The organism is Streptomyces sp. NPDC001108, from assembly GCF_053598535.1.
Window position 1 is genome coordinate 95,785 of sequence record NZ_JBSFKL010000001.1, and the last position, 12,278, is coordinate 108,062.

16 protein-coding genes are annotated in these 12,278 nt (G+C 72.6%); 7 read left to right on the forward strand and 9 right to left on the reverse strand.

Annotated elements, in window-relative coordinates; all coding sequences use genetic code 11:
* Window positions 1-113 precede the first annotated feature (113 nt).
* From ACWC97_RS00385 to ACWC97_RS00400, 4 genes are read right to left on the reverse strand one after another with little or no spacing between them, the layout of a single operon-like run.
* Window positions 114-365 carry a DUF6510 family protein gene (locus ACWC97_RS00385; RefSeq protein ID WP_450646495.1) on the reverse strand — a complete coding sequence of 84 codons (252 nt, stop codon included), beginning with the start codon at window positions 363-365 and terminating at the stop codon, window positions 114-116.
* 20 nt (window positions 366-385) lie between these two features.
* Window positions 386-1,105 (reverse strand): FAD-binding oxidoreductase, encoded by a 720-nt coding sequence (locus tag ACWC97_RS00390; RefSeq protein WP_450646497.1) that lies wholly within the window; start codon window positions 1,103-1,105, stop codon window positions 386-388.
* Between the two features lie 25 nt (window positions 1,106-1,130).
* On the reverse strand, window positions 1,131-1,730 hold the full coding sequence (locus tag ACWC97_RS00395) for a sulfite oxidase-like oxidoreductase (protein ID WP_450646498.1): 600 nt from the start codon (window positions 1,728-1,730) through the stop codon (window positions 1,131-1,133).
* A 33-nt stretch (window positions 1,731-1,763) separates the two neighbouring features.
* Window positions 1,764-2,360: a sulfite oxidase-like oxidoreductase gene (locus ACWC97_RS00400; RefSeq protein WP_450646500.1), complete on the reverse strand. Its 597-nt coding sequence runs from the start codon at window positions 2,358-2,360 to the stop codon at window positions 1,764-1,766.
* Between the two features lie 537 nt (window positions 2,361-2,897).
* On the opposite strand from ACWC97_RS00400, the gene ACWC97_RS00405 reads away from it, so the two are divergent.
* Complete coding sequence (locus ACWC97_RS00405; RefSeq protein ID WP_450646502.1) at window positions 2,898-3,632, forward strand: ferritin family protein; 735 nt, start codon at window positions 2,898-2,900, stop codon at window positions 3,630-3,632.
* 193 nt (window positions 3,633-3,825) lie between these two features.
* Here the strand turns inward: ACWC97_RS00405 and ACWC97_RS00410 are convergent, their stop codons facing one another.
* Both ACWC97_RS00410 and ACWC97_RS00415 read right to left on the reverse strand, forming a co-directional pair.
* Window positions 3,826-4,437: an Asp23/Gls24 family envelope stress response protein gene (locus tag ACWC97_RS00410; protein ID WP_450646504.1), complete on the reverse strand. Its 612-nt coding sequence runs from the start codon at window positions 4,435-4,437 to the stop codon at window positions 3,826-3,828.
* On the reverse strand, window positions 4,434-5,033 hold the full coding sequence (locus ACWC97_RS00415) for an RNA polymerase sigma factor (RefSeq protein WP_450646506.1): 600 nt from the start codon (window positions 5,031-5,033) through the stop codon (window positions 4,434-4,436). The genes ACWC97_RS00410 and ACWC97_RS00415 overlap by 4 nt, the downstream gene beginning before the upstream one ends.
* Before the next feature lie 166 nt (window positions 5,034-5,199).
* On the opposite strand from ACWC97_RS00415, the gene ACWC97_RS00420 reads away from it, so the two are divergent.
* The 5 genes from ACWC97_RS00420 to ACWC97_RS00440 all read left to right on the forward strand — a co-directional run bounded on the left by ACWC97_RS00420 (window position 5,200) and on the right by ACWC97_RS00440 (window position 8,942).
* Window positions 5,200-5,685 (forward strand): Asp23/Gls24 family envelope stress response protein, encoded by a 486-nt coding sequence (locus tag ACWC97_RS00420; protein WP_450646508.1) that lies wholly within the window; start codon window positions 5,200-5,202, stop codon window positions 5,683-5,685.
* 55 nt (window positions 5,686-5,740) lie between these two features.
* Window positions 5,741-5,926, forward strand: coding sequence for a hypothetical protein (locus ACWC97_RS00425; RefSeq protein ID WP_450646510.1), 186 nt, complete (start codon window positions 5,741-5,743; stop codon window positions 5,924-5,926).
* On the forward strand, window positions 5,923-6,903 hold the full coding sequence (locus ACWC97_RS00430; RefSeq protein ID WP_450646512.1) for a DUF6286 domain-containing Asp23/Gls24 family envelope stress response protein: 981 nt from the start codon (window positions 5,923-5,925) through the stop codon (window positions 6,901-6,903). The genes ACWC97_RS00425 and ACWC97_RS00430 overlap by 4 nt, the downstream gene beginning before the upstream one ends.
* The gene (locus tag ACWC97_RS00435) at window positions 6,900-7,481 is read left to right on the forward strand and encodes a hypothetical protein (protein WP_450646514.1); all 582 of its coding nucleotides are present in this window, start codon (window positions 6,900-6,902) and stop codon (window positions 7,479-7,481) included. The genes ACWC97_RS00430 and ACWC97_RS00435 overlap by 4 nt, the downstream gene beginning before the upstream one ends.
* Before the next feature lie 420 nt (window positions 7,482-7,901).
* Window positions 7,902-8,942: an AI-2E family transporter gene (locus tag ACWC97_RS00440; protein ID WP_450646515.1), complete on the forward strand. Its 1,041-nt coding sequence runs from the start codon at window positions 7,902-7,904 to the stop codon at window positions 8,940-8,942.
* A 60-nt stretch (window positions 8,943-9,002) separates the two neighbouring features.
* Here ACWC97_RS00440 and ACWC97_RS00445 read toward each other — a convergent pair whose 3' ends face one another.
* Both ACWC97_RS00445 and ACWC97_RS00450 read right to left on the reverse strand, forming a co-directional pair.
* On the reverse strand, window positions 9,003-9,848 hold the full coding sequence (locus tag ACWC97_RS00445) for a glycosyltransferase family 2 protein (RefSeq protein WP_450647442.1): 846 nt from the start codon (window positions 9,846-9,848) through the stop codon (window positions 9,003-9,005).
* A gap of 415 nt (window positions 9,849-10,263) precedes the next feature.
* Window positions 10,264-10,554 carry an NAD-dependent epimerase/dehydratase family protein gene (locus ACWC97_RS00450; RefSeq protein WP_450646517.1) on the reverse strand — a complete coding sequence of 97 codons (291 nt, stop codon included), beginning with the start codon at window positions 10,552-10,554 and terminating at the stop codon, window positions 10,264-10,266.
* A gap of 380 nt (window positions 10,555-10,934) precedes the next feature.
* Here ACWC97_RS00450 and ACWC97_RS00455 point away from each other — a divergent pair, with 380 nt between their 5' ends.
* Window positions 10,935-11,840, forward strand: a complete 906-nt coding sequence (locus tag ACWC97_RS00455) for a polysaccharide pyruvyl transferase family protein (RefSeq protein ID WP_450646519.1) — start codon at window positions 10,935-10,937, stop codon at window positions 11,838-11,840.
* An 89-nt stretch (window positions 11,841-11,929) separates the two neighbouring features.
* Here the strand turns inward: ACWC97_RS00455 and ACWC97_RS00460 are convergent, their stop codons facing one another.
* Window positions 11,930-12,259, reverse strand: coding sequence for an ANTAR domain-containing protein (locus ACWC97_RS00460; RefSeq protein ID WP_450646521.1), 330 nt, complete (start codon window positions 12,257-12,259; stop codon window positions 11,930-11,932).
* Window positions 12,260-12,278: the final 19 nt, after the last annotated feature.

A 12,278-nucleotide genomic window follows, 5' to 3' on the forward strand; every position in this document is an offset into this window, starting at 1 on the left:
GTAGCCAGGGGCACTCATCCAGCAAAGTGGTCCGCGATCGCGGTCGGCCTTGCCTCCGCACTTGAACGAGGAAACCCGGAGAGCATCTACGCGACAGCGGTGGCCACGGCAGATCAGGAGGTCGGGAAGCGCAGTGCCCCGCCCTGGCCGAAGTCGAACCAGAGCTGGTCGGGGTGGCGGGCGATACGGAAGGCGATCCCGGAGCAACGTGGGCAGCGGGCGACGGCGGCGGGGCCCTGATCGTAGACGTGCAGGGCGGCCAGGGCGGCGTCGGTCCCACATGCGGGGCACAGGCGCAGGGCGGTGGTGGGGTCGGGAAGGAACAGCTCGGACAGCGGACCGGCGAGGGCGTTTCCGTCACGCATGGGGTCTCCCAGGAAAGGTGTCAGCCGAACCGCTCGGTGCGGACGCGGTCGGCGCGATGGCCGAGGTGGACGAGGAGGTTGGCGGCCTTCTCGACGAAGGCGGTAGGGCCACAGACGAAGGCGAGCGCCTCGTCGGCGGGCCGGAAGCGGGGCAGGTCGAGGTCGGCCGCGGTGATCCGGCCGACGGGCCGGGGGTGCCCGGGCGGGGCGTTACGGGAGTACAGGCAGTCAGCAGTGACGGCGGGGTTGCCGGCCGCGGCGGTGCCGTCCAGCAGAGCGCCGAACCAGCGCTGTCCCGGATCGCGCAGCGAGTAGGCGAGGTGGAAGGGCGGTCCGTCGGCCAGGTCGAGCCGGGCGCGCAGCATGGCCGCGAGCGGTGCGATCCCGGCGCCGCCGGCAACCAGGAGGACGGGCTCGGGCCGTCCGGGTTTCCAGACGAACCATCCGCCGAGCGGGCCCTTGACCTCGATCCCGGCCCCGAGGGGAAAGTCCTCGGCGAGGTACGGGGAGACTTCGCCGTACGGGGCGGGCTGGACGGAGATCTCGATGCGATCGCCGTCGGCCGGAGCGGAAAGCGAGTAGCTGCGCACGGCTTGGTAGCCGTCGTCCGCGGTGAGCCGTACGTCGACGTGCTGGCCGGGCAGGTGGCCCGGCCAGTCGGCCGCGCGCAGGCGCAGCGTGCGGGCCGTCGTGCTCTCGGGGGTCCGGGCCTCCAGTTCGGCGGTCCTCCACTGCCCCATCGCGACTCCTCTCCGGTGCTCGGGTTCAGTCGTTCCAGGTGCGTTGCTCGCGCCACGGGTCGCCGCGGTCGTGGTAGCCGAACTGCTCCCAGAAGCCACGGCGGTCTTCAGTGCCGAGAGTGAGGCCGGTGACCCACTTCGCGGACTTCCAGAAGTACAGGTGTGGCACCAGAAGCCGCGCAGGGCCGCCGTGTTCGGCGGCCAGCGGCTCACCCTCGTAGGTGTGCGCGATCCACGCCTTCCCGCCCCGCAGATCGTCCAGCAACAGGTTGGTGGTGTAGCCGCCGTAGGACTCGGCGAGGGCGAAGCGGGCCGTGGTCGCGACGCCGTCGAGCAGGGTGTCGAGGCTGACGCCACGCCAGCAGGTGTCGAACTTGGACCAGCGGGTCACGCAGTGCAGGTCGGTGGTGAGCTCCTGCTGCGGCAGTGCTGTCAACTCCTCCCAGGACCAGCCGTGCCGCTCGCCGGTCTCGGTGGTCAGGGTGAACCGCCAGCGTTCGGTCGGGATGGTGGGAGTGGGCCCGGCGGACAGCACGGGGAAGTCCTCGGTGAGGAACTGGCCCGGCGGCAGGCGGTTGCCGCGGGTGTGGGGGTGGCCGTGGAATCCTGGGGTGAGCGTCGCCATCGGTGGGCTCCTCGTACGTCCGGAGAGTGCGGGTCAGTCCTGCCAGGTGCGTTGCTCGCGCCAGGGGTCGCCGTAGTTGTGATAGCCGGCCGCTTCCCAGAAGCCGGGTTCGTCGGACGTACTCAGGGTCAGGCCGCGCACCCACTTCGCGGACTTCCACAAGTACAGGTGCGGCACCAGCAGCCGGGCCGGCCCGCCATGCTCGGGCGAGAGCGGGAACCCGTCGTACTCGTGGACGATCCACGCCTGCCCGTCGAGGACATCCTCCAGCGGCAGGTTGGTGGTGTAGCCGCCGTGGCAGTCGGCTATCACGAAGTCCGCTGCCGTCTCGGCGTCCGCAAGCAGAGTGTCGAGGCTGACGCCACGCCAGCGGGTGTCGAACTTCGACCAGCGGGTCACGCAGTGCAGGTCCGTGGAGACCTCCCGCTGAGGCAGGGCCATGAACTGCTCCCAGGTCCAGCCGGCGCGCCACCCGGTCTCGCTGGTGACGGTGAACTCCCAGTCCTCGGTGTCGACCTCCGGCGTGGGGCCGGCGGACAGAACGGGGAAGTCGTACGTGGGGTACTGGCCGGGCGGCAGGCGGGAGGTGTCGAAGCCTCGGCGGCCGGAGAAACCGGGTGACGCGCTCATGCGGTCCTCCTCTCGGAACCCACGGGAGAGGGCACCCTCTTCCCATCAAATGCCTGTTTCGCCGGGCCCGCACATCGGCCCCTGGGCGCATACGCCGCGTCTGGCGCCCGGCGGAAGAACAGACCGGTCCGGCGGTGGAGGCCGTGCTGTCCAGCCGACGCCGGACCAGGCGTGGCACCGCGACGCGTGACCACTTTCTGTATTCACCTGGATGGTTGGCGTGAAGGGGCGGTGGTGCGGATGTGCGGGTGGCATGGGAGCGGGTCTGCGCACCCGAAAGGGTGCCCCCGGAAGGAGGACATCGTGATTCACCACTCGAAACGCGCGCTCGTAGCGGGTTTGTGCGCGCTGGTCGCGGCTACGCCTGCGGCGCCGGCACTGGCCGCCCCGGCCGGGGGTGCACCGCGCCCGGCTCCGCTCACTGCCGACCGCGCTCTCCACGCACAGACGCTCGCCGACCTGACCACCACGATGAAGGGCGAGGCATACGCCTAAGCCACCTACAATCTGTTCGCCACCGAGGCCGATCGACAAGGCTTGACGGCTGTCGGCAAGCTCTTCCGGAACACGGCACAGACCGAGCTCGACGAGCACCTGCACGAGGCGGCCGCCCTGGCGGGGACCGTCGGATCAAACGCGGCCAACCTGCGCCAGGCCATCAGCGGCGAGACCTACGAACACCAGGTCATGTACCGCCGCTTCGCCGAGCAGGCCAGTGCGGACGGGGACCTCGAAGCAGCGAAACTCTTCAGCGAGATCGCCGCGGACGAGGGCCGCCACCGCGACGCCTTCCGCACGGCCCTCACGGTCGTGACGACCGGTCACGGCACCATCCCCGCGCCACCGAAGGCCGACGAGGTATCCGTGCCCGCCGGGCCGCCGAAGGTGAAGGCCGCACGAACCAAGGCCAATCTGGACACCGCCCTGCACGGCGAGGCGCTCGCGCACGCCAAGTACATGCTCTTCGCCGCCCACGCCCGGCAGACCGGGAACACGGCGCTGGCCCGCCTGTGGGAGGGCACGGCCAGGGTCGAACTGCTCGAGCACTTTGCCGGCGAGGCGGTCCTGGCCGGGCTGGTCCGCACGACGCGGGAGAATTTGCGCACGGCAATCACCGGGGAGCACAACGAGGCGACCACCGTGTACCCGGAGTTCACCAAGCGGGCCACCGCCGTCGGTGACGACGCCGCCGCCCGTTACTGGCGCAACACCGCCGGCGACGAGGCCGGGCACGCCGCCGCCTTCCAGAAGGCGCTCAACGAGCTGCGCTGACCGCGCCGGCCGTACCCGGAGGCCAGCCCACGCGCCGTGGTCCGGCCGGCAGCACCCTCGGACTGCGCCGGCCGGACCGCCACCGGCGCCGCTGCCGCCGGGTCACCGCCCGGCGTCGGACAGGACCGACGCCTCCCGGCGGTGGCGACTTCCTTGACGAGCGCGCTGTGCGCGGTTCTCGCCCTACGTTCGGTCACGGCGTAGGGCCTTCCCGGCCGTCGTCGGCCGTCGGGAGGAGGTCGGTGACCCTGATGTGCATGGCCGCAACGGCCATGCCCAGGGCGAGGTCGGCCGCCTGCCCGACCTGTTCCCGCACCCGCGCGGTGAGGTCGGGCAGGCGGATGCCCCCCTGGGCGTGGATGTCGAGGCGGACCTCCACCATGCCGTCCTCGGGGCCGTCGAGGAGGCAGCAGGAGCCGGCGCGGACGCCCTGGACCGTCTCAGCCGCGGTACGCAGGGCGCGGGCCGCGGCCGATTCCGTGATCCACAAGCCTTCGGTGGGTCCGCCCAGCGGCAGGGGGCGGCCCGGAAGTGGTTGGAGGCGGAGCACGTCCATGATCCGGCGGGTCAGCGGCTCGGCGTCGTACGAGCTGGTGTCCGCCGTCGCCGTGCGCAGCCCGCGGACCGCGGACTCGAGTTCATCGAGTTCGCGCACCGCTTCCCGGCAGTGCGGGCAGGTCCGCAAGTGGGCGTCGCCGCGCTGGTCCTCCCAGTCGGACCAGGCTCGGGACAGCGGCCTTCCGCAGGGCAGGAGTTCGTCGTCGTGGGCGGATGTGCCGTGCGACGGATCGGTCAGGTCGGTCATCGCCAGGCCCCCAGTGCTCGTGTCAGACAACGGCGTGCGCGGAAGACACGGGCTCGGACGGCCCCCTGGCTGATGCCGACCGCTTCCGCGACGAACGCGTAGGATCTCCCATCCAGTTCCCGCAGCACCCAGCAGGCGCGCTGTTCGGCCGAGAGCAGGTCGAGAGCCTCGCGTAGTTCGCGAACCGCGTCCCGGCCTTCCGTAATCCGGGCCGGAGACGTGCTGTGCTCGGCCGCGGCCACTTCCCCGGCGGTCTCCAGAGCGGCAGTGGGCTTGCGGGCACGCAGCACGTTCAGACAGCGGTTGGTGACGATCCGGTACATCCAGGTACCGAAGGAGGAACGCCCCTGGAACTCGGGCAGCCGTCGCCAGGCGCTGAGGAGCGCATCCTGGACCGCGTCCTCCGCCTCGGTCCGGGTGCCGAGCAGTCGGGTGGCGAGCTGGGTGAGAGACGGCGCGTGCCGGTGCACCAGTACGGCGAACGCGTCCTCGTCACCTTCCGCGGCACGGACCGCCAGCAGGGCACTGTCCGTGTCGCGCCAGGTATCCGGTGGTGCGCTGCCGGGTGGTGCACTTGATGTGCGGACCCCCGCCACTGGGCGGCTCCTTTCGTCGGGCCTTCCGAAGACCGGCCTTCCCTGGGCCTCGGTGAAGTCTCACGACTCATCCGCAGCCGAAGCGGGCGCGGATTGGCGGGAAGAGCGCATTCGCCCGATCGTGGGAGCGACCCGTCCGGCGGGGTTTCGGCACCGTATTACCCACATGACCGAGAACGAGATGAAGGACCTGCCCACTCAGCCGGCCGGAAGGCCGCCCCGCACCACGGCCGTGTCCGGCGGCACGGCCGGAATCGACCAGCCCGCGCCCGACCGGGGCCGTACGTCGATCGCCGACGTCGTCGTCGTGAAGGTGGCGGGCATCGCGGCCCGGGAGATCCCCGGCGTGCACGACATGGGCGGCGGCCTCTCCCGCACCTTCGGCGCCGTACGCGACCGCGTGCCCGGTGGCCGCTCCAACGTGGGACGCGGGGTGAAGGTCGAGGTCGGCGAGCGGCAGACGGCCGTCGACCTCGACCTGGTCGTCGAGTACGGCGTCTCCGTCATGGACGTGGCGCGGGACGTGCGGGAGAACGTGGTCCACGCAGTGGAGCGGATCACCGGTCTGGAGGTCGTCGAGGTGAACATCACCGTCAATGACGTCCATCTGCCCGACGAAGCCGAGTCCGAGAACACCACGCGCGTGGAGTGACGGCGCCCGGGCACGGGGGCACACGGGAGTCGTACGGGGCGAGAGGCGAAGGAAGATGAGCACACCAGTGGTGGGAATGGCCGTGGGCATGGCTCTGGCGTTCGCCGGCTTCTTCGGCGGGTTCGGCGCCTTCCTCCTTGTGGCTGCACTAGGAGGCCTGGGCTGGGCGCTGGGCCGGTGGTTCGAGGGCGGCGGCAGCGTACAGGACGTGCGTGACGCGTTCGAGCGGAGCCGCCGGTGAGGGCCGCGGCCGAGCGGGGCACCACCACCGTCTCGGAACGGGCCGTGCGCCGAATCGCCGAGCGGGCGGCCACCGAGGCACTCCCGCGACGGGGCGCCTCCCGGGTGACCGGCGTCGCGGCGTCCGTGCGAGGCGGCCGGGCCGAGCTGTCCCTCGAGATGACACTGCCCTACCCGGCTCCCCTCGCCGAAGCCGTCCAGGATGTCCAACGCCATGTCGACGCGCGTGCCGCGCAGTTGACGGGACTGGACGCGGTGTCCACGCGGGTCACGGTCACCTCGCTGGCCCCGCCTCTCGCACCGCCATCCCCCGCCCCGCAGGGCGACGAGGCCCGCACGTCCCGCCGTACGTCCCGCCGTTGGTGGTCCCAGCGTCGAGTCCCTGCCGCCGTGCTCACGGCGCTGACCGCCACGGCCTGCGGTGCGCTTGCCCTCGACACGGTTCGGGTGCACACAACTCCTCGGGCGGCCGCGCCCTGGCGGGCGCGCGCCGTGGACTGGCTGTCGGGTCACGGAACGGGGGATCCGGCCGTGGTCGCCGTCGGCGCACTGGCCGCCCTGCTCGGTGTCGGGCTGATCGTGCTCGCAGTGACGCCGGGCCGACGCCACCAGTCCACGGTCCGGCCCCCCGCAGCCCGCGTGGAAGCGGCGGTGGATCGTTCGGCACTGCGATCGCTGGTCCGTGACACGGTGGCGGACGTGGCAGGGATCGGATCGGTACGCGTACGGGTCCGCAGGCGCCGCGTCACCGTCAGGGCCGGTCTCTGCTTCGGTGACCGCGCCAACACGCGGGACGCCGTCATGTCCGCCGCACGGGCCGCCCTGAGCGCCTGCACTCTGTGTCGCGTCCCACGGCTGCGGGCCACCGTCCTCCCGGAGCCGGTATGGCGCCCGTACCCGAAGCAGGAGGCGCCCCACGATCCCATGCTCCACCGGCCCATGCCGGTATCCGCGCGCACCCCGGACGGTGACATGTGACGGGACGTGTTCGTGCGGCTGCCAACCGGAGCGCCCTCGCCTTCGCCGGGCTCACCATGCTCCTGTCGGGCGCATGGCTCGCACTGACCGGCGGCCCCCTCCAGAAGTGGCTGCCGTCCTGGTGGCCAGCCCCGGACACCGTTCCGCTGGACCGCACCCACCTTGCACAGCTCCGCGCCGAAGGCTGGTGGACCCCCACCGTTCTGGCCGCGACGATCGCCCTGTGCCTGCTCCTCTCCTCCTCGTTCCTCGCACAGTTCCGCCCGGACGCGGCCCGACACCTCAGCCTGCCCTCTCCCGGTTCCAGGGTCCGCCCGCAGGCTCTCGCAGAGGCCCTGAGCACACGCGCCGCGACCGTGCCCGGAGTCACCCGCGCCCACGCCCGCGTACTGCCCCGCCGCCAACAGCGCCTGGACGTCGGTCTGCGGGTCTGGCTGCACCCGGGCACGTCCCCGGACTCCGTCCTGCCCGCGCTCCATGCCGTGACCGCGGAGGTCGAGCGGGCGACCGCGCCGTACACCTCCAATACCCGGATCCGGCTCAGCGCCTCCTCGCACCGGAGGTCCCGTGCACGCTGAACCGTGCGGGCGCCACTCTCACCGCGCACAGGAGGCACCGCGGCTGCGGCCATCCGTCCCACTCCGTGGCCTGACGGATGCTGGCTGAGGCCAGCTTCCCTGACGCATCATCAGCCACGAGAACCGGCCGCTCCGGAGTGGTACCGGCCGCCGGGCCCGGCTCCGCTCCAGGGGTGACACCGGGAGCGTGTCGCCGCGCGCCGCCGGATCGGCCGGGCCCCTTTCTGGTACCAGCGGGGAATGCCCAGGCCATCACGTTCCCGGCCCGACGACACGGGTTCCGGCGCTCCGTCCGAGGGGCGTCGGCGCCGGATCCGTGCCGCGTCGCGTCAGTTGCTGTCGCGGCGCGGCACGAACCGTACCGGCTCCCGGAGCGGACGGGCCCGGGATGTGCGGGCGGGGCCGCGCTACGAACTCCGGGTGAACCCCGCGCTGAGGACCGCCGCCGCCTACGCCTGGCGGATCCTCGTCGTGGGAGCGGCCGTGTACGCGGCGTTCGCGGTGCTGGGACGGTTCCACGAGGTCGCGGCGGCCGTCTTCCTCGGCCTGGTCGTCACCGCGGTGCTGGAGCCGGTCACGAACCTGCTGGCCCGCCGGATGCCGCGCCCGCTGGCCGTGGCCGTGGCCCTGATCGGCAGCATCGTCCTCGTCCTCGGCGTGCTGAGCCTGGTCGGCGAGGCGGTCGCCGGGGAGCAGGGCAGGCTGGAGAAGGAGTTCAGTGACGGGCTGGGCAGGATCGAGCAGTGGCTGGAGAGGCCGCCGTTCCGGCTCGCCCGGGGAACGCTCGACGATCTCCAGTCCCGCATCGGACAGTTCCTGTCCGGGCATCGCTCCACCGTCGTCAGCACCGCCGTCAGCGGTCTGGGGCGGCTGGTGGAAGTGGTGACGGTCCTGGTCCTCGCCGTGTTCTGCTCCGTCTTCTTCATCCACTCGGGCGACCGGCAGTGGCAGTGGTTCTGCGCCCAACTGCCGGAGACGGCCCGGGGCAGGGTGTCGACCGCCGGACGGGCCGCCTGGCGGACCTTCACCGGGTACACGCACGGCATCATCGTGGTGGCGGCGACCAACGCCGTACTCGTGGGCCTGGCGCTGTTCGCCCTCGGGGTGCCGCTGGCGCTCCCTCTGGCCCTGCTGGAGTTCTTCGCCGCCTTCGTCCCCCTGATCGGCTCGCCGATCGCGCTCGCGGTCGCCGCCGTGGTCGCACTGGCCGCGAAAGGTCCGGTCGTGGCGGCGGTCGTCGTCGCCCTGATCGTGATCATCGGCCAGATCGAGGGCCACCTCCTGCATCCCCTCGTGATGAGCTGGGCGGTCCGGCTGCACCCGGTCGTGGTCGCGCTCTCGGTGATCGGCGGCGCCATCGCGGCCGGGGTCCTGGGCGCGGTGGTGGCCGTCCCGCTCGTCTCGGTCGCCTGGTCGGTCCGGCAGGCCCTCCGCCGGGCAGAGGGGCCGACCGGGACGTGAATCCGTGCCCCGAGCCCCGGCCGCGGTGCCGTCCCGGGCGGTCCGTCGGGCGATTGCCGGTCAGCCCACGTACCGCCTCGCGGTGCCCTTCCGCTGGGCCTCCTCCAGGGCGGCCAGCCGCGCCTCGATCGCGGGAGGCACCGGTCGCCGCTGACGGAGCACCCAGGGCAGTCCGCCCGCCGCGAGCAGGAAGGCGCGGAGGGAGGCACGGTCCCTCGGAACCGTGGTGAGCAGATACACCGTGCGTCGCAGGGCCGCGCCCGCAGGACGCCGGAGCCAGGTGAACCAGAGCGTGTTGCGGAGCCCGACCACACGCCGGGCGGTGCTGTCGCGCACCGTGGAAGGAGCGTGGTGGACGACCGCTTCCGGGATGTAGGCCAGCCACCAGCCCATCCGCATGAGATCGGTCGCCAGCAGTTCTTCCTCTCCGCCGAGCCAGAGACCCGGATGGAAGCCGCCGGCGGCCCGGAACGCGTCCGTGCGCATCATGGTGGCGCCGGCCAGGAAGGAACCGATGGCCGGGCCGGGAAGCCAGTCCGGCCCGCTGAGGGGTGACTCGCGCAGTTCGGCCACCACGGGGTCGTCCTCCCCCGCCGGTTCGACGACGATCCGTGCCGTGACGGCGGCGAGCCGGGGGTGGCGGTCCAGGTGGTCGGCCGCCACCCGCAGGGCGCCGGGCTCCCACCAGGTGTCGTCGTCGCAGAACGCCACGTAGGGTGTGGTGGCGTGGCGGACGGCCAGGTTCCGGCCCATCGCACCGGTGTTGCGGCCGGGGCTCAGCAGCCGGGCCCCCGACGCGTGGGAGCGGACGGCTTCCGCCGTTCCGTCGGTCGACCCGTTGTCGACCACGACCACGGGTGGTCTCTCCGGAAGCGCGCCGAGATGGTCGAGGGTCCGCACGGGCAGTCGCTCCTTCGCGGGGACCGGCGCTTCCCAGCGCGTCGAGGGAGGCGCCGAGCACGGTGTCGGCGCCCAGGCGCAGAAGGCAGGGGTCCGGCTCGGCGGCGTGCGGGTCGCCTGCCGGTACGCAACTCGGCGGCGCCGACGATCCGGGTAGACGCTGCGCGGACCCACCGGGTTGACGTTGCCCCAGACGATTCCGGCGTTCGTTCCCTCGGCCGCGGCGTGCGCGGTGACCAGGGCTTCGGAGAAGCGTTTCGACTCGTGCCCGCCGTCCCGCACGGTCCGGGACATGCTCCGCGACCGGGTCCGGCTCGCTCGTCCGCCCGCCAGCGGGGCGGTGCGGGGTGCCCGGGTTCGGGCCGGGCCGGGGAGAGCAGGCGGGCCGGGGAGAGCGCCGCGGGGCACCGGGTCGTCGTCGTCACCGGACCGGGCGAGGAGGAGCTCTGCTGGTCGGTCGCGGGCCCCGTCGGCCCGCCGGCGAGGCGGGGCAGGCGAAGTGGAGGACGAGGTCGTAGGGGCCGGGAAGCTGCCGCGCGCACGAGGCGTCCACGACATCGCAGTTGACGAATCGGAAGCCGGGTACGCCGATGAGATGGGCGATGTTCTCCGCCGATCCGGTCACCAGATTGTCGGCGCAGTCCACCTCGACCCCGCCCTTGAGGAGGCGCTCGCAGAGATGGGAGCCGAGAAAGCCGGCGCCGCCGGCCACAACGGCTCGTCGCCACGGCCAGGGTTCAGCCGATGAGGGCATCATGGGGCGGACTCCTCTTCCACGGGGGTGCGGCGGACCGGAGCGGACCGGCCGGCTGTTCGGCGTTCCGCCCGGTGTGTCACTGGATCGAGTACGGGCCGTCGTGATCGGGTCACCCGGCTGCACTGTGTACGGAGAGACCGGGACCGATGTCCGGGAGCCGCGTCCGTGGTCCTCGCCACGGCCCGCCCGCTCGCCCCGTCCCGTCCGCGCCGCCGCTTCCTGACGGCCACCGGGCGCGCACTCACGGCGCCCGGTCACAGGAACTGATTCTGCCGAACCACGGCCCGTTCGCATCCCGGGCGTACCGTGGGAACGGATCGACGAAGGGACTGCCCATGCACGAAGACATTCGCGCCGCCCTCGACGACCTCCTCTCCCCTCGCGCCCCGACGGGCCGGGTGCTGGTCACCGGATGGTTCAGCTTCCCGGACGGAGAGGTCACCGCCGGGGCCGCGCTGGCCCAGCGAACCGTGTCGCGGGCGCTCGACCATCTGGGTGTCGGACACGACACCGCCTGGAGCCCCGTCTTCGCACCCGGCGAACTCTCGCTGGAGTCGGCCCTCCCCGGCCGCTACGAGCAGGTGCTGTTCGTCTGCGGCCCCGTGCACGGGGAGCAGGTGGCCGGACTGCACCAGCGGTACGCCGCCTGCCGACGGCTGGCCGTGGGGGTGAGCGTCGTGGATCCCGGGTCGCCCGCGGTCACCGGCTTCCACCGCGTCCTGCCACGGGACGCGCCCGGGCGCGGCTCCCTGCCGGACCTGGCGACGGCCGCCGGCGTCGGCCCCGGACGCCCGCTGGTGGGAGTGGCCCTGACGATGAGTCAGGGAGAGTACGGTGCGCGGCGGCGCCACACCGAGGCGGGTGAGGCCGTGCTCCGCTGGCTCGCCCGCAAGGACTGTGCCCGGGTGGAGGCCGACACCCGACTGGCCCGTGACGACTGGCGCCTGTGCCGGAGCGCGGACCAGTACCTCTCCCTCGTGGGGAAGCTGGACGTCATGGTCACCAACCGTCTGCACGGGCTGGTGCTGTCGCTGCGCATGGGCGTGCCGGTGCTGGCGCTCGACCCGGTGCGCGGCGGCGCCAAGGTCACCGCCCAGGCCGACGTGCTGGGTTGGCCCGCCCTGCTTGCCTGCGACGACATCTCGGACCGGGCGCTGGACGGCTGGTGGGAGTGGTGCCTGTCCCCCGCGGGGAGCGCCGCGGCCCGCCGACTCGGGGCTTTCATGGTACGGAACGCGTGAGCGCCGACGCTTCCTCCGTACCGCGATCCGGTCCGGGCGCGGGGCCGTGCACCACCGGCGGCGGGTGACAGGTCACTTTCGCCGCCGCTTCACGCGCGTCCGAGCCGCTTCAGCGCTTCGCGGAGGTCGTCGCGGACCGCCGCGGGCAGCGTTCCGTCCGCGTAGCTGCCGACCAAACGCTCGGCGATGTCGCGGAGTTTGACGTTGGTGCGTTGTGAAACCTCCAGGAGGACGGACCACGCGCGCTCCGAGGAGCACGACGCCTCCGCCATGACGATGCCGCGGGCCTGGTCGATGACCGAACGGGACTTCAGTGCTTCGCGAAGTCCCCGCACTTCCCGGCTGAGGGTGGCGACCTGGTCCCAGCCGTCACCGGACGGCCCGATGGGATCCGGTCGCGCGGGGGTGGACGTGTCCATGGGACGGCACAACTCCTGT